General features: G+C 62.7%; 28 protein-coding genes and 1 tRNA gene. 23 read left to right on the top strand and 6 right to left on the bottom strand.

Annotated elements, in window-relative coordinates:
* A partial coding sequence (locus tag VNS12_RS06400; RefSeq protein WP_325487013.1) for a hypothetical protein occupies positions 1-334 on the top strand: 334 nt, incomplete at its 5' end.
* A gap of 181 nt (positions 335-515) precedes the next feature.
* On the opposite strand, the gene VNS12_RS06405 is transcribed toward VNS12_RS06400, so the two are convergent.
* On the bottom strand, positions 516-1325 hold the full coding sequence (locus VNS12_RS06405) for a hypothetical protein (protein WP_325487014.1): 810 nt from the start codon (positions 1323-1325) through the stop codon (positions 516-518).
* A gap of 419 nt (positions 1326-1744) precedes the next feature.
* Here VNS12_RS06405 and VNS12_RS06410 point away from each other — a divergent pair.
* The 10 genes from VNS12_RS06410 (at position 1745) to VNS12_RS06455 (ending at position 8915) form a co-directional block, all read left to right on the top strand.
* Positions 1745-1821: transfer RNA gene (locus VNS12_RS06410), tRNA-Arg, on the top strand.
* A gap of 167 nt (positions 1822-1988) precedes the next feature.
* Entirely contained in the window at positions 1989-2210 is a 222-nt protein-coding gene (locus VNS12_RS06415) for a hypothetical protein (RefSeq protein WP_325487015.1), read from the top strand.
* An 84-nt stretch (positions 2211-2294) separates the two neighbouring features.
* Positions 2295-3206, top strand: a complete 912-nt coding sequence (locus tag VNS12_RS06420; protein ID WP_325487016.1) for a LysR family transcriptional regulator — start codon at positions 2295-2297, stop codon at positions 3204-3206.
* 115 nt (positions 3207-3321) lie between these two features.
* Complete coding sequence (locus VNS12_RS06425; protein ID WP_414693077.1) at positions 3322-3954, top strand: NADPH-dependent F420 reductase; 633 nt, start codon at positions 3322-3324, stop codon at positions 3952-3954.
* A 25-nt stretch (positions 3955-3979) separates the two neighbouring features.
* On the top strand, positions 3980-4423 hold the full coding sequence (locus VNS12_RS06430; protein ID WP_325487018.1) for a DoxX family protein: 444 nt from the start codon (positions 3980-3982) through the stop codon (positions 4421-4423).
* A 55-nt stretch (positions 4424-4478) separates the two neighbouring features.
* A complete protein-coding gene (locus VNS12_RS06435; protein WP_325487019.1) occupies positions 4479-5351 on the top strand; it encodes a VOC family protein in 873 nt (290 codons plus the stop codon).
* A 1-nt stretch (position 5352) separates the two neighbouring features.
* Entirely contained in the window at positions 5353-6318 is a 966-nt protein-coding gene (locus tag VNS12_RS06440) for a glutathione S-transferase family protein (protein ID WP_325487020.1), read from the top strand.
* Positions 6319-6334: 16 nt separating this feature from the next.
* Positions 6335-6559 (top strand): FUSC family protein, encoded by a 225-nt coding sequence (locus tag VNS12_RS06445; protein ID WP_325487021.1) that lies wholly within the window; start codon positions 6335-6337, stop codon positions 6557-6559.
* 230 nt (positions 6560-6789) lie between these two features.
* A complete protein-coding gene (locus VNS12_RS06450) occupies positions 6790-7926 on the top strand; it encodes an NAD(P)-dependent alcohol dehydrogenase (RefSeq protein WP_325487022.1) in 1137 nt (378 codons plus the stop codon).
* Between the two features lie 146 nt (positions 7927-8072).
* Positions 8073-8915 carry an MBL fold metallo-hydrolase gene (locus tag VNS12_RS06455; RefSeq protein WP_325487023.1) on the top strand — a complete coding sequence of 281 codons (843 nt, stop codon included), beginning with the start codon at positions 8073-8075 and terminating at the stop codon, positions 8913-8915.
* 97 nt (positions 8916-9012) lie between these two features.
* Here the strand turns inward: VNS12_RS06455 and VNS12_RS06460 are convergent, their stop codons facing one another.
* Positions 9013-9903, bottom strand: coding sequence for a LysR family transcriptional regulator (locus VNS12_RS06460; protein WP_325487024.1), 891 nt, complete (start codon positions 9901-9903; stop codon positions 9013-9015).
* Positions 9904-10008: 105 nt separating this feature from the next.
* Here VNS12_RS06460 and VNS12_RS06465 point away from each other — a divergent pair, with 105 nt between their 5' ends.
* The 7 genes from VNS12_RS06465 to VNS12_RS06495 all read left to right on the top strand — a co-directional run bounded on the left by VNS12_RS06465 (position 10009) and on the right by VNS12_RS06495 (position 16377).
* Entirely contained in the window at positions 10009-10956 is a 948-nt protein-coding gene (locus VNS12_RS06465; RefSeq protein ID WP_325487025.1) for an aldo/keto reductase, read from the top strand.
* Between the two features lie 10 nt (positions 10957-10966).
* Positions 10967-11761, top strand: coding sequence for an SDR family NAD(P)-dependent oxidoreductase (locus tag VNS12_RS06470; RefSeq protein ID WP_325487026.1), 795 nt, complete (start codon positions 10967-10969; stop codon positions 11759-11761).
* A 58-nt stretch (positions 11762-11819) separates the two neighbouring features.
* A complete protein-coding gene (gene grxB, locus VNS12_RS06475; protein WP_325487027.1) occupies positions 11820-12458 on the top strand; it encodes a glutaredoxin 2 in 639 nt (212 codons plus the stop codon).
* A 198-nt stretch (positions 12459-12656) separates the two neighbouring features.
* On the top strand, positions 12657-13598 hold the full coding sequence (locus tag VNS12_RS06480; RefSeq protein ID WP_325487028.1) for an iron-siderophore ABC transporter substrate-binding protein: 942 nt from the start codon (positions 12657-12659) through the stop codon (positions 13596-13598).
* Positions 13599-13635: 37 nt separating this feature from the next.
* Positions 13636-14586 (top strand): FecCD family ABC transporter permease, encoded by a 951-nt coding sequence (locus tag VNS12_RS06485; protein ID WP_325487029.1) that lies wholly within the window; start codon positions 13636-13638, stop codon positions 14584-14586.
* 1 nt (position 14587) lies between these two features.
* Positions 14588-15589: a FecCD family ABC transporter permease gene (locus VNS12_RS06490; protein WP_325487030.1), complete on the top strand. Its 1002-nt coding sequence runs from the start codon at positions 14588-14590 to the stop codon at positions 15587-15589.
* Positions 15586-16377, top strand: coding sequence for an ABC transporter ATP-binding protein (locus VNS12_RS06495; protein WP_325487031.1), 792 nt, complete (start codon positions 15586-15588; stop codon positions 16375-16377). The genes VNS12_RS06490 and VNS12_RS06495 overlap by 4 nt, the downstream gene beginning before the upstream one ends.
* A 148-nt stretch (positions 16378-16525) precedes the next feature.
* Here VNS12_RS06495 and VNS12_RS06500 read toward each other — a convergent pair whose 3' ends face one another.
* Together VNS12_RS06500 and VNS12_RS06505 are read right to left on the bottom strand one after the other, a co-directional pair.
* A complete protein-coding gene (locus tag VNS12_RS06500) occupies positions 16526-16768 on the bottom strand; it encodes a gamma-glutamylcyclotransferase (protein WP_325487032.1) in 243 nt (80 codons plus the stop codon).
* A gap of 4 nt (positions 16769-16772) precedes the next feature.
* The gene (locus tag VNS12_RS06505) at positions 16773-17252 is read right to left on the bottom strand and encodes a gamma-glutamylcyclotransferase (RefSeq protein WP_325487033.1); all 480 of its coding nucleotides are present in this window, start codon (positions 17250-17252) and stop codon (positions 16773-16775) included.
* Between the two features lie 441 nt (positions 17253-17693).
* Here VNS12_RS06505 and VNS12_RS06510 point away from each other — a divergent pair, with 441 nt between their 5' ends.
* Both VNS12_RS06510 and VNS12_RS06515 read left to right on the top strand, forming a co-directional pair.
* Positions 17694-18356, top strand: a complete 663-nt coding sequence (locus VNS12_RS06510) for a response regulator transcription factor (RefSeq protein ID WP_325487034.1) — start codon at positions 17694-17696, stop codon at positions 18354-18356.
* Positions 18356-19699 carry an ATP-binding protein gene (locus tag VNS12_RS06515; RefSeq protein ID WP_325487035.1) on the top strand — a complete coding sequence of 448 codons (1344 nt, stop codon included), beginning with the start codon at positions 18356-18358 and terminating at the stop codon, positions 19697-19699. Before VNS12_RS06510 ends, VNS12_RS06515 begins: the two co-directional genes overlap by 1 nt.
* Positions 19700-19726: 27 nt before the next feature.
* Here the strand turns inward: VNS12_RS06515 and VNS12_RS06520 are convergent, their stop codons facing one another.
* Entirely contained in the window at positions 19727-20344 is a 618-nt protein-coding gene (locus VNS12_RS06520; protein ID WP_325487036.1) for an SAM-dependent methyltransferase, read from the bottom strand.
* Entirely contained in the window at positions 20341-21711 is a 1371-nt protein-coding gene (locus VNS12_RS06525; protein WP_325487037.1) for a MalY/PatB family protein, read from the bottom strand. Before VNS12_RS06525 ends, VNS12_RS06520 begins: the two co-directional genes overlap by 4 nt.
* A gap of 89 nt (positions 21712-21800) precedes the next feature.
* On the opposite strand from VNS12_RS06525, the gene dsbG reads away from it, so the two are divergent.
* From dsbG to VNS12_RS06540, 3 genes are read left to right on the top strand one after another with little or no spacing between them, the layout of a single operon-like run.
* Positions 21801-22583, top strand: a complete 783-nt coding sequence (gene dsbG, locus VNS12_RS06530; protein WP_325487038.1) for a thiol:disulfide interchange protein DsbG — start codon at positions 21801-21803, stop codon at positions 22581-22583.
* Positions 22584-22623: 40 nt separating this feature from the next.
* Positions 22624-24432, top strand: coding sequence for a protein-disulfide reductase DsbD (gene dsbD, locus VNS12_RS06535; protein ID WP_325487039.1), 1809 nt, complete (start codon positions 22624-22626; stop codon positions 24430-24432).
* A gap of 2 nt (positions 24433-24434) precedes the next feature.
* Entirely contained in the window at positions 24435-25241 is an 807-nt protein-coding gene (locus VNS12_RS06540; protein ID WP_325487040.1) for a TlpA disulfide reductase family protein, read from the top strand.
* Positions 25242-25259 lie beyond the last annotated feature (18 nt).

Below are 25259 nucleotides of genomic sequence, written 5' to 3' on the forward strand. Positions count from 1 at the left end.
CGACAGAACGGAAAGAGTGTACCTCTTAGAAAAACGTGCACCCATCAAACAACAAGTCTCTACGATCCAGATAAACCAGATCCGCAAAAACAATCGCCCGCCGGCCACGTTTCCCTTTCCAAACAAAATAACAATGTCAAACAGCGGACGCCCACTCCTGAGCGTCAATTTTCAACTTCTTAAACTTTGGCACAAACTCGTTTCTTCCGGCCTTGCGAACCGGCAGAAGCGACTGCCATCTTTTATGAAGCCCGCCTCGGTGGTGGCCAGATCGGCACCGCGTCATCAGCGTTTGTGGTATATAGGGCTGAGCTATCAGCCTGTCAACACCTAGTTTTGAAAAATCGAAAACTCTTTTTTTTCAAAACCTTGGCTGGTTTGTGTCGGTCTTTTTGGGACCCACCGTTGCCAGCGCTTCGAGTATATAGGGGGAGGCTTTTCCCGAGTCAACAGGTCGTTTTTAAAATTCTGTCATATATCGATTTATCCACTCTCGGCCCCTCCTGCTCACTCCCTTAATAACCGAAGCGCTCCCTATGGCGGCGCGCTGCCTCCAGATCCGGCCATGCGTTGCGATCTTGTGGTAGTATCAGTTTGCCTGTCGGGTTTTTGGCCTCGATAGCCAGAGCCACGCTGGCATCCAGATCCGGATGATAGAGAATGCCGTACTCCTCCCCTATGGCGAGACGACCGCTTTGATAGAGTGGGCCAACCATATTGCTGACGAACAGGCTCATTGAAAGTGCTTCACTCTCCAGATGCGCCCCAGCATCCACCGCGACCGTCATGCCCTCGCCAATCTGTCCGTTGGCTGGTGCCTGCCAGACGCCAATAAATGCGCACCTTTCGTTATAGGCGCTCCTCAAGCGACCGAAGACTGTGGCGGCGAGCCGATTCTCCGGCCCAGCAAAACGAAAATGGTTCCAGCCCGACTCAGATTGTTCGGCAGCTGCGGCCCGCGGGCTGTCGATCTGTCTATATAGAGAGAGGTCACCGAAGATCGCGCCCGCTTCCTCTGGCTCCAGCACGTCCAGTCCATACGGGATTTTAGAGGAATCACCGGGATCCCCCCGTTTCATCGAATGTAATCGGGAAAGTGCGGCGACATCGGTGATCAAAAAGCTGGTGGCATCATTCTGATTCCGATGTCCGGCCAGCACACCCTCGCCCCAAACCACCCACCATCCGGGAGAAGGCGAGGTGCCAAGCGCGACGCGCTCGCCCTGAAAATCCGCCGCGATGTCGGCTGCATCGGCATTCACCAGCGACACCGTAATTTCCCGGCGCTCCCCATCCCAATCCCGAACATTGAAAATCAATCTCATTCCACCCTCCCGATGGGACTGCTGCCTACGGGAGATTGCGGCAGCGGGGCCGTGTTGAACATCGGTTGAAATACGTAGGTATAGGGTGATTTGCGTCCCATTCCTCCGCCCAGTCAGCCTGGCGCTACCCGGACTTCGTATCACCGGCAATAATCGCTTCTATATATAGAGTGGTTTTTCCTGCACTCCGGCACTGGCCTGCCGAACATCACAATGGGCTGCGCGGCCCCAATCGGCTCTTGCCGAAAAAGCAGGGGTCGGGAATCAATCCCCTTCATTCTCCCGACACGCTTTCCGACCGGCGCTCCGTCGGCTGTGCATATTTTCTTTCAAACTTGCCCTCCATGCCTTGCATTGGCTGAAAAGCTTGTATAAGCGTTGCGCCTGCCGGTCGGGACCACTCCCGACGCTTGCATTGCGCGCCCGTAGCTCAGCTGGATAGAGCACCAGACTACGAATCTGGGGGTCAGAGGTTCGAATCCTTTCGGGCGCGCCATTCTAACGTGTCGATCCACCGAGCACTTTCCGTTTTCTACTCCGCAAGCTCTCGCCAACACTTTTGAGTTTGGCCGGTTTTCTGGCCGGGGTTCGCTGGCTTCAACAGCGCAGGCTGGCTCGCGGGCAGAGCTTGTCGGGGTCCACAGCGCTTATGCCACTCGTGATATGACTGCCGAGGAAAAGAACACCGCAGAGTCGAATGTCAAGGCGGCCTTCATTCCCGACTTTGACTACGATGCGCTCGTAGCCGAAATCACCAACGCGGATGCCATTAAGGCCAAATTTCACGCGACCACAGTCGGGTACGAAAAGATACAACTGTTCGGATCATCAATGCCGACCATGATGGCGATGTGGTGCCACGGAGAGGGTGCGGCTGTCGCTTGAAGCAAAGGTGCCTGGAGAGAACGTTCTACCCTGTTATAAGGGTCCACCACCAACGTGTCGGGAAGCCAGAGGTAGGCGTAGCGGATGGATAGGCTCGAGGCCGAGAGGATGTTTGTAGCGGTGATGGAGACCGGCAGCTTCACGGCTGCGGCGGAACGGTTGCGCACGAGTTCCGGACAGGCCTCCAAGCTGGTTTCCCGGCTGGAGGGCATCCTTGGCGTGCGGCTGCTCAGCCGCACCACCCGGGCAGTGAACCCAACCGAAGCCGGCCAGGCCTATTTCGATCGCCTGAGGCCACTGCTCGAGGAGTTCGACAATCTGTACGCTGCTGTGCGTGACGCCTCGCACGCGCCGCGCGGACGCTTGCGCCTCACCGCACCGCTGACTTTCGGCACCAGGGAAGTCGCACCGGCGCTAAACGATTTTGCCCGCAACTTTGTCGATATCGAGCTGGATGTGAGCTTTTCCGATCGGGTGGTGAACATTGTCGATGAAGGCTTCGATCTGGCGATCAGGGTCGGCAAGCCGGACGATTCCAGCATGATCGCGCGCAAGCTCTGCGATATGCGTATCGTGGTTGTGGGTGACCCCGCCTATCTCGAAACGCACGGAGAGCCAAAGACGCCAGCCGCATTGTCCAAGTTCGATTGCATCATCGACAGTAATTTTCGGGAGCCTAACCATTGGCCCTTCCGCGGGGCGGATGGTGTTTCGTTCACGGCACCAGTGCAAGGTCGGCTCCACTATTCGAACGCCGAAGCGTGCCTCAAGGCTGCCGAGGCGGGGTTTGGCCTGGCCTGCGTTCCCAGTTTCATCGCCGGTGAATCCCTGCGGGCGGGTCGCACCCGGCAGGTGCTGCAAGCCTTCGAGCCCGAGCCCTACACAGTGCATGTGTTGTACCCACATAGTCGCCATCTGGCGGCCAAGGTTCGCGTGCTGGTCGATTTCCTGGTCGAACGCTATCGTGGCACGCCACGCTGGGACGAAGGCTGGTAGATTTCTTCCATTACGGATGTAATGAACTTCCGTTTTCCCGCATTATCATTTCGATCGATCAGGGTCATGTTCTCCTCAGCAACGAGACGCGCCGCGTCACAACAGGAGAATGGACATGAACATCGCAATTTTCGGTACCGGCAACATGGCCAGCGGCCTTGCCACCCTTTTCGCCAAGGCCGGCCACACCATCACCATCGCCTCGCGCGACCAGGACAAGGCCCGCACCGTCGCTGCCGAACTGGGCAACAATATCGCGTCCGGCTCATTCGCCGATGCCGCTGCGGCTGCCGAGGCCGTGGTTCTGGCCGTGCCGTATGACGCGGCGGCCGATGTCATCGCCGCCGCCGGTGGCCTGGCCGGCAAGACCGTCATCGACATCACCAATCCGATGACCGCCGATTTCTCCGGCCTGAGCCTGGGCTTTACGACCAGCGCCGCCGAGGAAATTCAGAAAATCGCCCCGGCGGCCAAGGTGGTGAAGGCGTTCAACACCATCTTCGCCTCGGTGCTTCAGAACGATGCCAAGGCTGGCGGCCAGACTGCGACGGTGTTTGTCGCCGGTGATGACGCCGAAGCCCGCAAAAGCGTCGTGGCCCTCGCCGAAAGCGCCGGGTTCAAGGGCGTGGAAACGGGTGGTCTCGCATCGTCCCGTTATCTGGAGCCGGTCGCCGCCCTCAACATCGCGCTGGGCTATGGCCTTGGCTACGGCACCGATATCGCCCCCACCTGGCAGGGTGTGGCCTGACCCTCTTTTTGCAAGGAAAATCATCATGACCACCATATCTTCCACTGACACCACCCGTCCCGGCCCTCTCGCCGGCGTCTCCAGCGCCGATCTCGCCGCGACGATCCTGCGGGTCTCGACCGGCGTGCTGTTCCTAGCCCACGTCTGGCTGAAACTGGCGATCTATACGCCGGCCGGCACGGTGGGTTTCTTCGAAAGCCTCGGCTTTCCAGGCTTTCTTGCCTATCTCGTCATCGCAGCCGAGTTTATCGGCGGCGTGGCATTGATCGCAGGCGTCTGGACGCGGTGGGCCTCGCTCGCCCTGGTGCCGATCCTGCTCGGCTCGATCTACGCCCCGCATGGCGCTGCCGGCTTCTATTTCGACAGCCAGGGCGGCGGCTGGGAATTCCCCGCTTTCTGGGCCATCGTTCTGGTCGCCCAGGCCCTGCTCGGGGATGGAGCCTTCGCCCTCAAGCGCAACCGCGCCTGACATCTCGCGCGCCGCGGAACACATCGCGGCCGCATCTTTTCCGGGAGCAACAGTCATGACTATGACGAGTGATTTTTTCGATATGAGCACTGCCCCGCTGCGCGTCGGCAAGGTGCATCTCAAAGTCCGCGATCTCGACACCGTTTCGAGTTTTTACCAGCAGGTCCTGGGTCTCGGTAAAATCGCCTCCAGTGACCGGCAGGCCGTGCTGGGCGTGGGCAAGACACCGCTGCTCGTTCTCGACGCCGATCCGGCCCTCACGGCCAATGATCGGCGCCAGGCGGGGCTGTTTCACACCGCCTTCCTGCTGCCGAGCCGCGCCGACCTCGCCCGTTGGCTCGGATATGTCGCCGACCAGCGCCTGCGGCTGCAAGGGGCGTCGGACCACATTGTCAGCGAAGCGCTCTATCTCGCTGATCCGGAAGGCAATGGCATCGAGGTCTATGTCGACCGGCCCGTGCCGCAATGGCTGGACGCTGGCGGTCATATCCAGATGAGCACCGATCCACTGGACGTGCAGGATTTGCTGAGCACTGCCGGAACCAGCGTGTGGAGCGGCTTTCCCGAAGCGGGCAGCATCGGCCACGTCCATATGCAGGTCGGCAACACGGCGGAAGCCGATCGCTTCTACCGCGACGTGCTGGGATTTGCGGTGACCGTGGATTATCCCGGCGCGAGCTTCTATGGCAGCGGCGGCTATCATCACCAACTGGCCGGCAATATCTGGAACAGCCGGGGGGCGTCCCAACGGCCGCAAAACATGGCCGGGCTCGACAGGGTCGACCTCGTCGCCAAGGATGCCGGCGAAATCGCCGCCATTTTGGCGCGGGCGGAAAAGGCCGGGCTGGACGTTACCAAAAACGCTGAAGGCACGACGCTGCGCGACCCGTGGGGCACCGCCATCACGCTGACAAGTGAGGATAATTGACATGCTGGTCAATGGAAAATGGATAGAAAACTGGCAGCCGGTACAGGCCAAGGACGAGAAAGGCGGTTTCGTGCGCCAGACCTCGAGCTTTCGCAACTGGGTGACGCCCGATGGCAGCGCCGGTCCGACTGGCGAGGGCGGCTTTAAGGCAGAACCCGGCCGCTATCACCTCTATGTGGCGCTGATCTGCCCCTGGGCCTCGCGTACGCTGATCGGGCGCAAGCTCAAGAAGCTCGAAGACGTCATCTCGCTGTCGGTGGTCGAGCCGGCGCTCACCGAGCAGGGCTGGCGCTTCGGCGATTATCCCGGCTCGGACCGCGACACGGTCAATGGCGCGACCTATATGCACGAGCTCTATGCGCGCGCCGATCCGACCATTTCGGGCCGGGCGACGGTGCCGGTGCTCTGGGACAAGCAGCGCAACACCATCGTCAACAACGAGTCGGCCGATATCCTGCGGATGATGAATTCCGGGTTCGGCGAACTGGCGGATTCGACCTACGATCTCTACCCAACCGAACTTGCCGAGGAAATTGATGCGCTTAACGCCCGCATCTATCCCCGGTTCAACAACGGCGTCTATCGCGCCGGCTTTGCGACCACCCAAATTGCTTATGAGGAGGCATTCCACGAGGTCTTCGCCATGCTCGACGAACTCGAGGGCAGGATGGCCGATGGCCGCAGCTTCCTTTCGGGCGACACGTTCACCGAGGCCGACATCCGGCTGTTCGTGACGCTGGTACGATTCGACGTGGCCTATCATGGCCTGTTCAAGTGCAATCTGCGCCGTATTGCCGACTATGCGAATCTCAGCCGCTATCTCGAACGCATTCTCGCCATTCCGGGGATCAGGGAGACGGTCAATATCGACCACATCAAGACCGGCTATTATTCGGTCAAGGCCCTCAATCCCACCGGCATCGTGCCGTTGGGCCCGGAACTGCCAGCCATGCTGAAGGTGGCCTGAAGGGCGCGCGGCGGAGATGATTATCGGCAGCAGTTATGGGCTCGGCCAGATATTGGTCGCGCCCATGGCGCTGCTCATGACCTATCTGGCCAGTCCAGGCGCGGATACGGCCATGGTGCCGGAACGCGTGATCCATACAATGCTTGGAGCGGCAATCGGCATCAGCGCTGCCGTGCTGTTTTCGACGGTTCATCATCGTCAGGAGCTGGCTCGCCGTCATGCGTCGCGTAGCAGAGAATGAAGCATCCGATCTTGGGGGCGCACCAACGGAAGTTGAGGTGCCGCAATCGACCTCATGCGGGCCATCAAACTGCGGGAACTAATTTCTGAACAGGACATTGGGTGCATCAGCGCCACGCGAGTGATTTTCTCACTTTGACAGACGAAACCAGAACCTCACTGTTCGCCAGTCTCCCTGATTGTACTCTATCAAATCCACGCACCAATCTGCCCAAATGAGAGGGAGTTCCGATGTCGATATCAGAATTTGCAGCAAAAGACTTCCAGGCCGCCGTCGTCCGCCAGAAGGGCGGCCCGTTTGTCATCGAGACGGCCAGCATCACCCCGCCACGCCATGACGAGGTGCTGGTGCGGGTGGTGGCAACCGGCATGTGTCACACCGACATGGTGGCCCGCGACCAGATCTATCCCGTGCCGCAGCCGATCGTGCTCGGCCATGAGGGCGCGGGCATCGTTGAGGCGGTTGGCGAGAACGTAACGAAGGTCGAAAAGGGCGACCATGTCGTCCTTTCCTTCCATTCCTGCGGAAGCTGCCGGCCTTGCCAGGAGGGCCATCCGGCCTATTGCGAGAATTTCAACGAGTACAATTTCGCCGGAGCGCGGCCGGAGGACGGGTCGCACGCGCTGTGCGGGCATGACCACAAGCCGCTCAACGACCGCTTCTTCGGCCAGTCGTCCTTCGGCGCCTATGCGATCGCCAATGTGCGCAATGTGGTCAAGGTGCGCAAAGACGCGCCGCTGGAGCTGCTGGGGCCGCTGGGCTGCGGCATCCAGACCGGCGCTGGGACCGTGCTCAACGCGCTCAAGGTCGAGCCGGGCTCAAGCTTCGCGGCCTTCGGTGCGGGAGCGGTCGGGCTCTCCGCCGTGATGGCGGCGGCTGCGACCGGCGCGACCACCATCTTTGCCATCGACGTCGTGCCCTCGCGGCTGGAGCTGGCGCTCGAACTTGGCGCCACCCACATCGTCGACAGCTCGAAAGATGATCCGGTCGAGGCGATCCGCAAGGTGACCGGCAAGGGCGTCGATTTCGCCATGGATTCGACCGGCATCCCGGCGGTGATCCGCAACGCGGTGCTGGCGCTGCGCCCCATGGGGTCGGCTGCTGTCGTCGGTGCCTCCAAGCCGGGTGCGCTGCTCGACCTCGATGCCAATGATCTGATGCAGAGCGTCAAGAGCATTCGCGGCGTTGTCGAAGGCGACAGCGTTCCGGATATCTTCATCCCCAAGCTGATCGACCTTTACCTTGCCGGTCGCTTCCCCTTTGACAAGCTGGTCAAATTCTACCCCCTCGACCAGATCAACGAGGCCGCCGCCGACAGCGAAAAGGGCGGAACGCTGAAGCCGATCATTCGCATTGCGGCTGCCTGAGGGACGGTCATTGCTCCCGATTCGGAAGCAATCATCTTCTGGAGAGATGGATTATCAACTTCGTCCGAAAGAGTCATGTTTATCCCCAGAACACGACGCCAAGCGTTTTGTCCTCTGCTGCACTCTTCTTTTGAAAGGACGTTGACATGACTGCGCAAGCCAAACTGGGACAGGTCATCACCAAGGATTACCGCGGGGTGACCATCCACACCTACAAGTCGCCCGAGGAAGGGCTTTACGTCACCTCGCAGATCGTCGAGACCGATGACGGCCTCGTCGTCTTCGACGCGGTGTTCCACACCAGGCACGCCGAAGACCTGGCCGACTATATCGCCGGGCTTGGCAAGCCCGTGAATCGCATCGTGCTGTCGCACATCCACCCCGATCACTGGTCGGGCCTAAGCGTGCTGCATCAGCGCTTCCCGCAGGCGCCGATCTATGCGCTGCCGGAAATCATCGGCTACATCAAGGAAAACGGCCAGAAAATCCTCGATGCCCGCAACCAGGCTTTTGGCAATGTTGTGGCCAAGACCCCGACCCTTCCCGATCACGAGCTGGCGGTCGGCGCCCAGACCATCGGCGGCGTGCGCTTCGAATTCGAGCGCCAGCCCGATGGCGAAAGTGACTGGCAAACCATCGTTCGCCTGCCTGACGCGGGCGTGGTGATGGTCTTTGACCTGGTGTTCCCTGCCGGACATCACCTCTTTACGGTCGCAAGTCATTTCGACCACTGGATCGAAATTCTCGATGCGCTCAAGAGCGATGTGGCCAAGGGTTATGACACGCTCATGGTCGGCCATGGCAATCCGGTGGGCTATGACGTGATCGACGCTAATATTTCCTATCTGGAAAAGGCCAAGCAGATTCACGCCGCCAATGGCGACGCGGACAGCTACGCCAAGGCGCTGAAAGATGCCTATCCGAGCTATTACGGCGGTGGCTGGGTCGATTTCTCCAGCCTACTGCTCTACGGCATCATCAACCCGTAAAAGACCGTTGCATCCTTTGAGGCTGGCGTGGTGCGAATACACGGCACCATGCCAGCCTTCTGCTATAACGGCCCACGATCGCGATGCGTGTTTATTGTCAACGCAGCGGGAAGCGTTGGGAAATAAATTCGACGAAGCTGCCGAGCTTGCGGGTTCGACGTCGGTCTGGCGCGGTAAGGATATGCATCGGGCGGGCCGTGTGCCGCCAGTCCGGCAGGAGGGGAACCAGAAGCCCCTCATCGATATCGTCCTGAAGCAGGATGCGTGGCTGAAGAATGATCCCCAACCCCGCCAGCGCCGCCATCCGCAATGCGTGCCCGATATTGACGGTGAGCGGGCCATGAACGGTGACCGTTTCCGTCACGCCGCCCGGCCCCTCGAACGTCCATTCATTGCTCGGAGCCCAGTGGGCAAAGCCGAGGCAGGCGTGGCCGGCGAGATCGGCGGGGTGCTGTGGCGCAGGATGGCTCGCCAGATAGGCGGGCGCGGCGCACAACGCCATTTCATAGGGCGTCATCGCCAGGGCCCGTAATGAGGTATCGGCAAGCGCGCCGATGCGGATCACCGCATCAAAACCCTCGTCGACCAGATCGACCATCCGGTCGGTGATGGTCAATTCGACGCTGACGTCCGGATAGGTGCGCAGATAGTCGGGCAGCGCGCGGGCAAGGCTGGTGCTGCCAAAGGTCATCGGGGCATTGACCCGCAGAAGGCCCCGTGGCGCGCTCTGGCTTTCGGCTGCAAGGTTCTCAGCCGCCTCCACTTCACCAAGGATCGAACGGCAGCGCTCCAGAAAACTCAAGCCCACATCGGTCAGGCTCTGCCGCCGCGTCGTGCGGCGGATCAGCGTGACCTGAAGCCGCTCCTCCAGCGTGCGGATATGCTTGGCGACCATGGCCGGCGATAGTTTCAGTTCACTCGCTGCCGCCGCGAAGGAGCCGAGGTCGGCGACCTTGACGAACACCTGCATGCTGGTGAAGCGATCCATGATTAAACACCCTACGTTTTCAATCAAACAATAAAACCGCCATTTAATGGGAATATCAATGCAATTAGATACGGATGGACCAATTCATACGAAGGGAACACGACCATGACGAAAAGACCGCTTGGCCGCTCCAGCCTCTCGATCTCGCCGCTGGTGTTCGGCGGCAATGTTTTTGGCTGGACAGCGGACAAGGCCCGCTCCTTCGACCTGCTCGACCGTTTCGTCGACGCCGGTTTCGAAACGATCGACAGCGCCGACATCTATTCGAACTGGATTCCGGGCAATAACGGCGGCGAATCCGAAGCCATTATCGGCGAATGGATGCAGGCGCGCGGCAATCGCGACAAGGTGGTTGTCATCACCAAGGTCGGCATGGAAATGGCGCAGGGCCAAGGCCTGTCGGCAGCCTGGATCGAGCGCTCGGTCGAGGATTCGCTGCGTCGGCTGAAGACCGACCATATCGACCTCTATTTCTCACATATCTTTGACGACAGCGTGCCGGTCGAGGAAACGCTGCAAGCCCATGACCGCCTGATCAATGCCGGCAAGGTCCGCGCCATCGGCGCGTCGAACCATTCGGCCGGGCAACTGGCGCAGGCGCTGAAGGTTGCCGCCGATAACGGCCTGCCGCGCTACGAAGTGCTCCAGCCGCAATACAACCTTTATGACCGCGATGGCTATGACGGGGCTTTGCGCGATCTGGCGATTGCCGAGGGGCTCGGTGTTATCACCTATTCAAGCCTCGCCAACGGCTTCCTCAGCGGTAAATATCGCAGCGCCGAAGATTTTGGCAAAAGTCCACGCGGCGGCGGCATGGGCAACTATCTCAACGAACGCGGTCTGCGTATCCTGGCGGTGCTGGATGAGGTGGCCGCCGCGCATGGCGCAACCCCGGCGGAAATCGCCCTTGCCTGGCTGACGGCGCGAGAAGGCGTCACCGCCCCGATCGCCAGCGCAACCAGTCTCGAACAACTGGAAAGCCTGATCCGCTCCGCCAAGCTCACTTTGTCTGCGTCCGACATCGCCCGGCTCGATGACGCCAGCGCCGTATAAGGAGACCATTATGAAAATCGATCTTGCAGGAAAACGCGCCATTGTCACCGGTTCCACCGCCGGCATCGGCTTTGCCATCGCCAAAGGTCTGGTGGGGACGGGAGCCGAAGTGGTGGTCACCGGGCGCACGCAGGCCGCGGTGGACAAGGCGGTGGCGGCCATCGCCGGGGCGCAGCCGGACGCCAAAGTCTCAGGCGTCGCTGCCGACCTCGCCACCCCGGAAGGTGCTGCGGAACTGATCGCCAAGGTGCCACAGGCGGATATTTTCGTCAGCAATCTCGGCATTTATGGCGCCAAGCCCGCCTTTGAACTCGATGACGCCGACTGGGCGCACATCTTCAACGTCAATGTGACCAGCGCCGCGCGCCTTGCGCGCCACTATGCGCCGGTGATGAAGGAAAAGGGCTGGGGCCGGCTGATCTTCATCTCCAGCGAATCCGCGCAGAACATTCCTGTCGAGATGATTCATTATGGCGTCTCCAAAGCGGCGTTGCAGGCTCTGTCTCGCGGTTACGCCAAGGCCCTGGCCGGCACTGGCGTGACATCGAACGCGATACTGCCCGGACCGACGCGGACGGAAAGCTCAGTCGCCTTCATCGCGGATCTGGCGCGTGAGGGCGGCATCGACCCGTCCGAGGCCGAAAGCCGGTTTCTTGCCGAAAACCGCCCCTCCACGCTGATCGGCCGCTTCGCTGAGCCGGAGGAAATCGCCAATCTCGCCGTCTATGTCGCCTCGCCGCTGTCGAGCGCAACGACCGGCGCGGCGCTTCGGGTCGAAGGCGGCATTGTCGAGAGCCCAAGCTGAACCCCGCCAAAACACCAGCCGCGTTACCCCGAATCCGAATCTACAAGGAGCTTTACCGATGAAATTGTATGTTTATGACCATTGTCCGTTTTGCGCCAAGGCGCGCATGATCTTCGGGCTCAAATCGCTACCGGTCGAGTTGCATTTCGTTCTGGAAGACGATGTCGACACCCCGACCAATCTGGTCGGCAAGAAGACGACGCCTATTCTGCAAAAGGCTGATAACACTCATATGGCCGAAAGCATGGATATCGTGCACTATGTCGACGGCTTGCACGGCACTCCTATCGTCGCCCCGGTGGAAGAAAACAGCCCCATCAAGCTGTGGCACGACGCAGCGTGGCGACCGATCCTCAATCTTTCCATTCCCCGTCTGGCCGATGCGGACCTTCCCGAGTTTGCAACGGAAACCGCGCGCGCCGCATTCAAGGCCCGCCAGACAAAGAATTTCGGGGCGTTCGAGGACCTGCTCGGCCAGACCCCCGACCTTATCCGCGACATCGAAGAGCGATTGGCAGAGCTGGATAGCGTGCTTGCCGGACGCGAGCACGTGGATGCCGACGACTTCGTGCTTTACCCGTCATTGAGGATGCTCAGTATCGTGAAGGGCGTTCAATATCCGGCCAACGTCAAGCGCTATATGGAGCGCATGGAGCAGGCCACCGGCGTCGGCCTGCATTTTGGTCAAGCAAGCTGAAGGCAACCCAAGCGACCAGAACTTCACTGAGCGTTGGAGGCCTCCGGCCATCAACTGATTGCAAGAAATGCGACCGCAGCGGCCTGGCAGTGCGCAGCGGTCGCAACACCGCGCCCCGGGATAGATCATGACCCGTTGACCGCCACATGCGCTGCTGCTAATTCCATAAACAGGATTATTTTAGTCAGGTTTGGGACCATGATGCATCTCTCTCGCCGCCATAGCGCCGCGCTCGGCGCCGCTTTGCTTTATTTCGCTCTGGGGCTCGCGCCCGCCCAGGCGCAGGTCGCGCAGGTCGTTTCGGAAAATGAGGCCGCCCGCGTGGTGCTGCACGCGCAGGGGGAGACCGAAGTGCCGGTCCATCCGCACCGGATCGTGGCGCTGCACAATATCTTCTCCGAAGCGCTGGTGGCGCTGGGCGAGGCGCCGGTTGGCGCGGTGGTGCGTCCCAGCGGCCTGCCCGATCAACTGGCCGACGCCCTGGCCGACACCGCCCTGGTGGGCGACCAGAGCGCGCCCGATTTCGAGGCGATCCTGGCGCTCGACCCCGATCTCATCCTCGCTCAGGCCGACGAGATCGGCGATAATTACGAGCTGCTCAGCGCCATCGCGCCGACACTTCTGCTGGACGAACCCAATGTGGATTGGAGGCAATGGCTGATCGGGCTGGGCGAGGCGGTCGGCAAGCCCGACGCGGCCCATGACGCGGTGGACGCCTATGATGCCCATGCCGCCGCGGTCAAGGCGCAGGTGGCCGCGGTGCGGCCGGATGATACCGTCTTGGTGCTGCGGGTGCGCGAAAAGGATTTGCGGGTCTATGGCGGCGCGCGGCGCTCGGGCCTGGTGCTCTATCAGGATCTCGGGCTCAATCCGCACCCGCTGGTGGATCTGAATGAGGACAGCGTTACCGTCTCCAACGAGATCATCCCCGAACTGACTGCCGATCACCTGTTCCTGATGGTCGAGGACGAGGACAAGATGGCCGGTATCGAAGCCACGGCGCTGTGGCAGGCGCTGCCCGCGGTTCAGGCTGGTCATGTCTATCGCGTCAACATGGAACCCTGGAACCGCTCGACCGGGCCGATCAGCTTCGCAGCCATCGTCGACGACGTGGCGGCCCATCTCGGCACGGCCGACTAGTCCGCTGCGCGCGCTGGTCCTGCTCGCCGGCGGCCTGGTGCTGCTGGCGAGCCTGTTCGCTTCCATATCGGTGGGCGCGGCGGGCATCGACCTGGTCACTGTGTGGCTGGCGGTGTTCCGCTTCGATCCGGCCCAGACCAACCATCTGGTGATTCAGGAATTCCGCCTGCCGCGCGTCGTCGCCTCCGCTGCCGTGGGCGCCAGCCTGGGCGTTGCCGGCGCCATCATGCAGGGCATGACGCGCAATCCGCTGGCCAGCCCGTCGCTGATGGGGCTCAATGCCGGCGCCGGGCTGCTGCTGGTGCTGGGCCTGGTACTGTTCCCCTGGCTCGACTTCACCGGGCTGATCCTGCTGTCCTTTCTGGGCGCGGGGCTGGGGGTCGGGCTGGTCTTTGGTATTGGCGCCTTGCAGCCGGGCGGGCTGACGCCGGTGCGGCTGGTGCTGGCTGGCGCCGCAGTTTCGGCCCTGTTCGGGGGACTGACCACCGGTGTGGTGCTCTATACCGGGATTGCCCAGGACGTGCTGTTCTACACCGCCGGCGGCGTGCAGGGCGTGCGCTGGCCGCAATTGTTGCTGGCCCTGCCCTGGATGGGGATCGGCCTGCTGCTGGCGCTGGCGCTGGCGCGCGGCATCTCCCTTCTCAGTCTTGGCGAAGAGGTTTCGATCGGTCTGGGCCAGCGCACCGCGCTGGTACGCGCCGGTGGCGTCATCGCCACGCTGCTGCTGGCCGGCAGCGCCGTCGCCGTGGCGGGCGGGGTCGGCTTTGTCGGCCTGGTGGTGCCCCATCTGGCGCGCTTCCTCGTCGGGCTCGACTATCGCTGGATCATCCCCTGCTCGGTATTGCTGGGCGCTACCCTGCTGGTGCTGGCCGATCTGGGCGCGCGCATGGTCAATCCGCCCTTCGAGACACCGGTGGGGCTGATCACCGCGCTGATCGGGGTGCCATTCTTTCTCTGGCTGGCGCGCCGTGACCAAAGGGGCATGTGACATGGCGCTGCGCTATTGCATCCTCGTCGCGCTATTGGCGGCAACGGCCGTGGTCAGCCTCAATATGGGGTCCTTCGCAATCGGCCCCGGCGATGTGCTGGCCACGCTGTTCGGTCAGGGAACCGCCAAGCAGGAGCTGACGCTCTATACGATCCGCCTGCCACGCCTCGTCATGGCGATGCTAGTGGGCGCGGGGCTGGCTCTATCGGGCGCGCTGCTCCAGGGCGTATCGCGCAACGCGCTCGCCGATCCGGGAATATTGGGGCTCAATGCCGGGGCGGGGCTGAGCATCCTCGCCCTGCTCTATCTGCGCCAGCAGGGCATTGTCACCCTGCCCGGCGCGCTGTGGCCGCCGGTCGCCTTTGTCGGCGCGCTGGCCACGGCCATCGCCATCTACCTGCTGGCCCGCAAGCAGGGACGGGTCGAACCCGGCCGCCTGCTCCTGGCCGGCATTGCCATCAATGCCGGCGCATCGGCGGCCATGCTGGTGTTGTCCATGCGGCTGGACCGGCGACTTTACGACGCCGCTTCGGTATGGCTGGCGGGAAGCCTGTCGGGCGCCAGATGGGCCGATGTGTTCGCCATCCTGCCCTGGCTGGTGGTGCTGGCGCCGTTGCTGGCCGGGCTGGTGCGCGTGCTCGACATTCTTGGGGTGGGCGACGACACTGCCACCGGGTTGGGCGTCGGCGTCGAAAGCGGGCGGCTGGCGCTGCTGGCCGTCGCCGTCGCCTTTGCCGGCACCGCCGTGGCGCTGGCCGGCGCCATCGGCTTTGTCGGCCTGCTCGGACCCCATATCGCCCGCCGGCTGGTGGGCCCGCGCCATCATCTGCTGCTGCCCGCCGCCGCGCTGGTGGGCGCAGGATTGATGCTGCTCGCCGACACTGTGGGCCGCAACCTGCTGGCCCCGATCGAAATTCCCGCCGGCGTGGTCGTCGCCGTGCTCGGCGCGCCCTATTTCCTCTATCTGCTTATCCGCACCAACCGCCAGGCTTTCACCGCATGACGCTGGAAACCCAAGAGCTGAGCTTTGCCTATGGGGCCGAGCCCGTCTTTGCCGAATTGGCGCTGGCCATTCCTCCCGGCCGGATCACCGCCCTAGTGGGGGCCAACGGCTCGGGCAAGACCACCATCCTCAAGAACCTGGCCCGCATCCTCAGGCCCAGCCACGGCGCGGTCTATCTCGATGGCCGGTCGCTGGCTCAGCTTCCCACCAAAGCCATCGCCCGCGCCATGGCGGTATTGCCGCAAAATCCCGAAGCGCCCGCTGGCCTGCTGGTCCGCGAACTGGTCGGATATGGGCGCTTCGCCTGGCAGAAGCCGCTCACAGCCATGACCGCCGAGGACAAGGCTGCCGTTAGGGAAGCTCTGATCCTGACCGGCATGACCGAGCTGGCCGACCGGCCGGTGGGGACCTTGTCGGGCGGGCAGCGGCAGCGGGCCTGGATCGCCATGGCGCTGGCGCAAAACAGCCGCATCCTGCTGCTGGACGAGCCGACGACCTTTCTGGACATGGCCCATCAATTCGAAGTGCTGAGCCTGCTCGACCGGCTCAATATTGAGCAAGGCCGCACCATCGTCATGGTGGTGCACGACCTCAACCAGGCGCTGCGCCATGCCCATCACGTCATCGTGCTGCACGCCGGAAAAGTCATCGGCAGCGGAGCGCCCGACGCGGTCTTGACGCCTCAAACCCTGGCCGCCGCCTTCGGCATCCGCGCCGACCTCATCCACGATCCCCGCAGCGGACGGCGCATCTGCGTTCCCTACGGCCTCGTCGCGACGGGCGAATGAGCCGGGGATCACCGACACGCAGGCGGGAGATTTCATGGAGAGGACGACGCCGGTAGCGATGGTGGGAAGCTATCAAAAGGGTGATGCCCCTTTGTCGGCATGCCGGGCCCGATTGCCACCCTGAGGCGTGACCGGCCATAACGCCAGCCTACGCCTCGCCGATTTCCCGCTCCCGATCATTCACCCGGTTCATCCCGGTTGGAATGGCTCTCTCGATTTCTTCGGCAACGAGATGCTGGAGTTGCCAGATATACGGGTCGTGAACGCCGTATTTTTCCAATCCCTGAACCGTCCGCAGCAGATATTCAGCCCCGGATCCGGCGGCACCTGCCGCGGTGGCCAGTCTTCGCGCCTGTTCCTCGATCGTCAGGTCGACAACAGGGGCACCCACCGGATCAGAAAGTCAGCGCCTGTTCGCGGCCGCGATCGGAGTTGACCTCTATCCAGCGGGCATTGGCTGACAATTCGTGGGCGACAAGTTCACGGCGCAGCACCGTCCGCAGCGACTGCATCTCGGTTTCGGCAGCCAGTTCCAGGATCAACCCATCGCAACTCCCGCCCGAGGCGAGAGCGAGCATCAACCCCGGCCTCTCGGGCGTACCGCGGAAATGATCGAGCGAGATCGAAAAGTTGCGATGCCAGCCAATGGCGGTCGCGCGGCGGAGCGATTGGACAGGGAAGCCGGGGTTCCAGATCAGCGATCCGTAGGCAAAAATCTGGATTGGCCGCGTCCACCCTTGTGTGAGCGTGGCCGCAAGCGCGTCGAGATCAGCGTCTTCCAGAATGCGCAGGCCCGGACCATGCAACGGCCCCTCGCCCGGCGTGACCCGGGCGAGATGGTCGTCGCTCAAAATGATGGGAATGCGATCAGGCATTAGATTTTCGACATATGATAGATTTTCAGTCCTTGGATTAAAGCAGTGATACGGCAGAATTGCCATTTCAACAAATCCACCATCTCCTGAGAGACAATGGCGAAGCACCAGCGTCGCCGGGTTGATCGGCGCAGCAGGTTCCATCAGCGAACCAACGACCTCCGACAGCGTGTTGCCGCCGACTCCATGCGCGGCTCCTGCCGCAAACACCGCTGGAGATTCCGTTAGATCGGCGCTTGGGACGAGTGCTTAATCTTCTGCAGCGGAATTTCTGTCTTGATGTTCCGAACCCCGGGTATCCGCCCGAGATGTTCGATCTGGAACTTCCCGTATCCGTCAAAATGCTGCTCCGGCAGCTTGCCACAAAGCATATCTGTCCGCCCCCTTAAGCCTGCCTTAAGCTCGGCGTAGAATGGCGGATCAGATCAGCGAAGGGTTTTTATGCGCGTTTTGATAATCGAGGACGATGCCGTGTTGCGGGACGGGCTCAAGGTCGGGCTCGGGCTTGGCGGCTTCAATGCCGATGCCGTCGAGGGCTGCGCGGAAGCCGACGCCGTGCTCCAGAACCACCAATTCGACGCGCTGGTCCTCGATCTGATGCTGCCGGACGGCTCCGGCCTCGATATTCTGCGCGCTCTGCGCGCCCGGCGCGACATGGTGCCGGTCCTGCTGCTCACCGCGCGCGACCGCGTGGCCGACCGGATCGCCGGCCTCGACGCCGGGGCCGACGACTATCTGGGTAAACCCTTCGATCTTGACGAAGTCGCCGCGCGCCTGCGCGCCCTCGTCCGCCGCGCCTCGGGGCACTCCTCCTCGCTGCTCGAATGGGGCGGCCTCAGCCTTGATCCGGCCAGCAAGACCCTGGAGCAGAACAGCAGGCCCATCAGCCTGTCGCGGCGCGAATATGCGATCCTGCACGCTCTCATGGTCCATCCGGGCCGGATTCTTTCCAAAAGCCAGATCGAGGAAAAGCTCTATGGCTGGCAGGAGGAAGTGGAAAGCAATGCCGTCGAGGTCCATATCCATCATCTGCGCGCCAAGCTCGGCACCGGATTGATCCAGACCGTGCGCGGGCTCGGCTATCGTCTGGGAGGGGAAGCGTGATGGCATCGATCTCCCGGCGGCTGTTCCTCATTCTCGTCATCACCACCGGCCTTGTCTGGCTCTCGGCCGTGGTCTGGATTTTCATGTCCACCCGCGCCGAGGTCGAACGGGTGCTCGACGCGCGCCTGATGGAAGCGGGGCGCATGGTTTCCTCGCTGATCGCCAGTCAGGAAATCGCGGTCGATCCCAACCAGAGCCTTGTAACCGCCCTGCCCGGACGTTCCCTCAACACCTATGAGCGCCAGCTTTCCTGCCAGATCTGGTCGCTGCAAGGCACAATGATCGGCCGGTCCCAGGGCGCCCCCGATGCCGAACTCTCCGGGCACGCGGACGGGTTTTCAGAGACCGTGATCGAGGGCGAACGCTGGCGGGTCTATGCCATCACCAATGCCGAACTCGGCGTCCGCGTCCTTATCGGCGACAGCATGCAGATCCGCGACGGGCTGGTGAACGACGTCATCCGCGGCCTGCTGCTTCCGGCCCTGCTCATCCTGCCCGTGCTGGCCCTGTTGATCTGGCTCAGCGTACGCCGGGGCCTTGAGCCTTTGCGCAAGATTGCCGGAGACCTCGAAACCCGGCCTGCCTCCGATCTCAGCCCGATCGCCGATGACGGGACCGCCACCGAGATCACGCCGGTGCTGCAATCGCTGAACGGGCTGTTTGCCCGGGTGGAGGAACTGCGCGAACGCGAGCGCAATTTCACCGCCTTCGCTGCCCATGAGTTGCGCACGCCCCTCGCCGGGCTCAAGACCCAAGCGCAGGTGGCGCTGGCCAGCGGCGACGGTGCCATCCGGGACCAGGCGCTGCAACAGATCGTGCTGGGGGTCGACCGCACCGGCAGGCTGGTCCGGCAGTTGCTGGACATGTCGGCCATAGAAGCGCTCGATCCGGCGGAGCGGAGCGGCGGCGTGGTACAGCCCGGCGCGATACTCAAATCGCTGGCGCAGGAACTGGCCGATCCGGCCCGCAACGTGACCATCGCCATTGCGCCCGATCTCGACGGCTTAAGCCTCGGGATCGAACCGGAACTGTTCACCCTGGTCGCCCGTAACCTGATGGAGAATGCCGTCAACCACTCCCCGCCCGGCGGCGTGGTGCGCTGCCGCACAGCCGATGGGACGGAACATGGCTGCATCATCATCGAGGACGATGGACCGGGCATTCCGGCTGAGGAATTGCCCATGATCACGGAACGCTTCTTTCGGGGCCGCCACAAGGCCGCCATCGGCAGCGGCCTCGGGCTCGCCATCGTCGAGTTGGCGCTGGGACGCAGCGGCTGGCGATTGCAGTTTCATAACCGGAAGGCCGGTGGCCTCAGCGCGGTCATTATCGACACGCCCTAAGCGGGGCGCCAGCCGTCCGCCGGGGCGTCAAGGATCGCCGGCTGGCCGTCGGGCAATCAGATCGATGAGCGCCGATAGACCATGATGCCCCTGGCCTTCGTGGATTTCTGCGTCATATTCCTTGAGGCTCACAATTTCGAAATCCGAGAACGCCTCCAGCAAAAGCGACCGGGTGTACATATGCTCGCGCTGCGGCGGTCCCCCGGTGCCCAGATCGACCTGTTCGGGGCGGTAGCCGTGCAGGAGCACCAGTCCGCCCGGCTTCACCGCGCGCTGCATGCCCTCAAAGAGGCGCGCCCGGCCTGCGGGATCGGCGAACTGGATGAAGATGGCGACGACATAGTCATATTGAGCGTCGGGCCAGGACCAATCCGACAGATCGGCCAGTTCGAGCTCGATCTCCACCCCGGAGTCCCGGGCCAGCTTGGCGCTCTTTTCGAGCGCCACCGAGGACGCGTCGATGGCGTGCACCGCAAGCCCGAGGCTGGCGAGAAAGACGCCATTGCGTCCCTCTCCATCGGCCACCGCCAGCACGTTGCCGCCAGGCTCGAAGCGGTGGGCCTCTTGTTTGAGGAAGGCGTTCGGCTCCTTGCCGAACACGTACTCCTCACCGCGATAGCGTTCGTCCCACCCATTTGCCGTCATTGCCGCAAACCTTCCGACCCGACAGCCGAGGTGATGCGGCGAATGGCTTCGTCGACGGTAGCACGCGGGCAGCCAAGATTGACGCGCATGAAACCGTGCCCCTCGATCCCGAACTTCTGCCCCTTGTCGAGCCAGACGCGGGCCTTGGTCAGCATGAACTTGTCGAGCGCTTCGGCATCGAGGCCAAGGCCACGGCAATCCATCCAGGCCAGATAGAGAGAATCCGCGCGAAGCACCTTCAACCCGGCATCCGCCGCGTTGATCGCCGCGGCGAAGCGTTCGTGATTGGCCCTGATATAAACCAGCAGGTCCTCAAGCCAGGGCTCGCCATGCGTATAGGCGGCTTCGGCGGCGACCATGCCCAGGACATTGACGAAGCCAAAGCCATTGCGGTCGCCCTGGCGGCGAAATTCATCGCGCAGCCGTCCATTCGGCACGATGACATTGGCGCTTTGCAAGCCGGGCAGGTTGAAGGTCTTGCTGGGCGCGGTGCAGGTGATGCTGTTCATGGCGAAAGCTTCGCCGAGCGAGGCAAAGGGGATGTGTTTTTTTGCCGGATCGAGGATCAGATCCTCGTGGATCTCATCGGAGATGACCAGCACATCGTGGCGCTGGCAGATTTCACCCATGGTGCGCAAATCGGCTTCCGACCAGACATTGCCGGTTGGATTGTGCGGATGGCTGAGGATGAAGAGCCTGGTATCGGGGCGGATCGCCGCCTCGAACACTTCGGCGTTAAAGCGATAGCCCGCGCCCGTATAGTCGAGCGGGGCATAGGTCAGATGCCGTCCGTTCAGCAGCACATCACTATGGAAATGCCCATAGACAGGCGGCTGGATCAGAACGCTGTCGCCCGGTGCGGAAAAAGCCTGCACGATGGTCTTCAGCGTCGTGATGATGCCAGCGGTCTGGACGATCCAGTTCTGGTCGATTTCCCAACCGAAGCGCCTGCCCTGCCAGCCCACGACGGCGTCCAGATAGGATTGCGTTGCGCCGAAGGGATAGCCGAACACACCGTAATCGACGGCCTCGTGCAGGGCATCGCGCACCACCTGCGGCGCCCTGAAGTCCATATCGGCGACCCACATCGGCAGGGGTTCTGCCGCCGCCTCGTCGGGCGCGAGCATTTCGTGCGCATAGGCCCATTTAATCGAGTTGGACATCCTGCGCTCAATGAGCTCATCGAAGATCGAGAGGTCCGCGCCAACAGGATCACTGGTCATGGTGTTCATCGTCATGGCTTTGGCGATCTCCTGTCTCACCGGCAACACAACCTCGGGATGCCCCCGCACTGCGATATCGAGACTGCCGGAAAGAATGAGAAATTCCAAGCCGGGCGAATCGGACACTGTGACGCGCGTACCCACCGGACCGCATGGAGCAACCGTTCCTTAAGCCTGCCTTAAGCTGGCCAGCCGAGCGCTGCTCCCATGATTGTCCAACGGGTATGCTCGAAATGAAAAAGCTGGTTCTTGTCGCGCTTTCAGCGCTGATTCTGGCCGGGTGCAGCGACACCGAAACCGCCACGGTCACCCAGGCCGTCAGCGCCGATGCCCCGGTTTTGCGGGCGCTGGAACGCCAGGGGCTGACCATTCACAGTCCTATGGCCGTTCCGGGTGGTCTGGACGGATTTGCCGCCAGCGCCGGAACCCAGCCGCTGGCCGTCTATGTCATGCCCGACGCCAATTACGCCCTGATCGGCACGCTGATCGACAGCGAGGGCAAGGCGGTCGCCGATGAAGAACTGCGCCGGCTGGCGAGTGTCCCGATCGATCAGGCGAGCTGGGCAGCGCTCGAATCGGCGCGCTGGGTCGCGGATGGCGATCTGGATGCCGAGCGGGTCGTCTATACCTTCACCGACGCCAATTGCCCGTTCTGCAACGAGATGTGGCACTCGGCCCGGCCCTGGGTCGAGGCCGGCAAGGTACAGCTCCGTCATCTGATGGTGGGCGTGATCCGGGCGGATTCCCCGGCCAAGGCGGCAGCCATTCTCGAAGCCGACGATCCGTCGGCGGCGCTCATTTACAACGAGGTGCACCATGGCGAGGGCGGCATCGATCCGCTCGACAGTATTTCCGCCCAGACCCGTGCCGAGCTTGAGAGGAATATGCAGTTGATGGGAGAACTGGGCTTTTCCGGCACGCCCGGCGTGATCGCCAGGGCCGACGATGGTTCGCTGATCTTCCAAAGCGGGGTGCCGCGCGGCCCGGACCTTGAACGCCTGTTCGGCCCGCTCTGACCTCTCCAAATCTCCCCAGCACCGACAAGACCTGAGCCCGATGATGCCCCTGAAACCGCTGTTGCGCTTATTCGCCATCCTGCTTTTCGCTGTCCCGTCGCTTTCGATTCAAGCCCAGCAGGACGACATCCTTCGCGCCGAGGATGCGTTTTCGTTCTCCGTCGCGCGCGATGCCGACGACCAGCTGGTGCTGCACTGGGAGATCGAGGACGGCTACTATCTCTATCGCGACCATCTGGGCGCGCGCGACAGCACCTCCGGCAACGCGATCGTGCTGGAGACCGAGCCGGGCGTCGTCGAGACCGACGACAGCAATTTCGGACCCTCCGAAGTCTATTACCACCAGGCTGTGGCGCGGCTCGGCGACACGGCGCCCGCCGAAATCGCGGTGACCTATCAGGGCTGCAAGAAGGATTCGATCTGCTACCCGCCGCTGACCCTGACCGTGGATACGCACAGCTTGCAGGTTTCCGAACCCGTCATGGGGTTTGGCATTCCCACGCCGGCGCCATCGGGTACTGGCAGCGGCTTTTCGCTGGCCGAGGAAAGCCTCGGGGGCGGCATGATCGGTGCGCTGCTGGAGAGCGGTGGCGCGATGTGGGTGATCGCGAGTTTCCTAGTCTTCGGCCTGTTGCTGGCTTTCACCCCTTGCGTCCTGCCCATGTACCCGATCCTCAGCGCCACCCTGGCGCGCGAGGGTGAGGCGCTGACGGCGCGGCGCGGCTTCGTCCTCTCGTCGAGCTATGTCCTCGCCATGGCTGCCGCCTTTGGCCTGCTCGGCGTGGTCGCCGCCTGGTCGGGGCAGAATTTGCAAATGGTGCTGCAATCGCCCTATGCGGTCGGCGCCGTCGCTCTGCTGTTCGTGGTCCTGGCGACGTCGATGTTCGGACTGTTCGAGCTGGAACTGCCGACGGCCTGGGTCAGCCGGTTGACCGGTGTGCAGGCGGGGAAACGCGGCTCGATCGGCGGTGCCGCCGGCATGGGCTTTCTCTCGGCGCTGATCGTGGGCCCCTGCGTCACCGCCCCGCTCGCCGCTGCGCTGCTCTATATCGCCCAGACCGGCGATGCGGTTCTGGGCGCAGCGGCGCTCTTTGCGCTGGGACTGGGTCAGGGCATTCCCCTGATCGCCTTCGGCACCATGGGCAGCAAGGCCCTGCCCCGCGCCGGGGCGTGGATGGTGCAGGTCAAATACGTCTTTGGCTTCGTTTTCCTCGCCGCCGCCATCTGGATGGCCGAGCGCATCCTGCCTGCGCAGGTCACCATGACGCTCTGGGCCATCCTCCTGCTCACCGCCGCCGTCTTCATCGGCGTCGCCGACCGGCTGACGGTGGATGCCCCTGCGGGAGCGCGCTTCCGCAAGGCGGCGGGCCTGGTCTTGTCCCTCGGCGGGGTCATCGTCGCCATCGGCGCGGCTTCAGGCGCAACCGATCCGCTGCGTCCGCTCGCCCATTTCGGCGCGGGCGGTGGCGGGCAACCGGCGGGCCAGGCCGAAATGGCCTTCCTCAATGCACACTCGACGCCGGAAGTGGAGCAGGCCCTGGCCACCGCCAATGATCGGCCCACGCTTGTCTATTTCACCGCCGATTGGTGCGTCACCTGCAAATCCATCGAGCGCGACGTGCTGCCCGCCGCCGACATCGTCGCGGGTCTGTCCGAGTTCCAGCGCGTCGAGATCGATCTGACGACGCTCAATGACGCGAACCAGGGCTTGATGAACGATCTCGCCGTCATCGGACCGCCGACAATGATCTTTTTCGACCGCACCGCGGCGGAAGCCAGTGGCTCGCGCCTCGTCGGCGACGTCACCACCCAAACCTTGCAGGCCTCGATCGCCCTGGCGGATCGGTAAGCATGAACGCCGTCGCCATCGGGCCCCTGGTTTTCGCCCCCGACCGGTTCGCCGCGATCCTCGCGATCGCGGCCTTCCTCTTTCTCGGTGAAATCCTCTCCAGCAAGGTCGACCGCCGTTTTTCGCCCTGGTCCTGGGGCGCTGTCGTTGCGTTCATCGTCGGGGCGCGGGCCGGGCACGTCGTCATGCACGCCGAAAGCTTTCTCGCCGAGCCGCTGCGGGTATTTTTTCTCTGGCAGGGCGGCTTTCTCATCCCCGCCGGGGTTGGGCTGGCGCTGCTCTATACGCTGTTGCACTTCCGGCGCGCGCTGGGCCTCGCCCCATGGACCGCGCTGCCCGGAGCCGTCGCGGCCTATGTCGCAATCTTCGTGCTCCAGCTCACGGCTGGCGTCCCCGCCACCGCACTGCCGACCGCCGAGATGTTCCAGACGCTCTCCGGCGAGACATTCAACGCCGCCGATCTGGAAGGGCCTCTCGTCATCAATCTCTGGGCCACATGGTGTCCGCCCTGCCGCCGCGAAATGCCGATGATGGCTGACATCGCCAAGACCACCGGGGATGCCACCTTCATCTTCGTCAACCAGGGGGAAAGTGCGGCGATGATCGAGCAGTTCCTGGCCTCCGAAAACCTCGATCTCGACCATGTCGTGCTCGATTCCTTCGGCGAATTCGGGCGCCATTACGACGCCCCCGGCCTGCCCGCTACGCTGTTCATCGATAACGAAGGACACCTGGGATCGGTCCATATGGGCGAAATCTCGCGCGAGGTGCTGCTGAGCGGCATTGCGCAATTGCGCCCGCAATTGTGATCGTCGCAACGCTGCGGT

This window comes from Pelagibacterium sp. (genome assembly GCF_035555455.1).
In the GTDB taxonomy this organism is placed as follows: domain Bacteria; phylum Pseudomonadota; class Alphaproteobacteria; order Rhizobiales; family Devosiaceae; genus Pelagibacterium.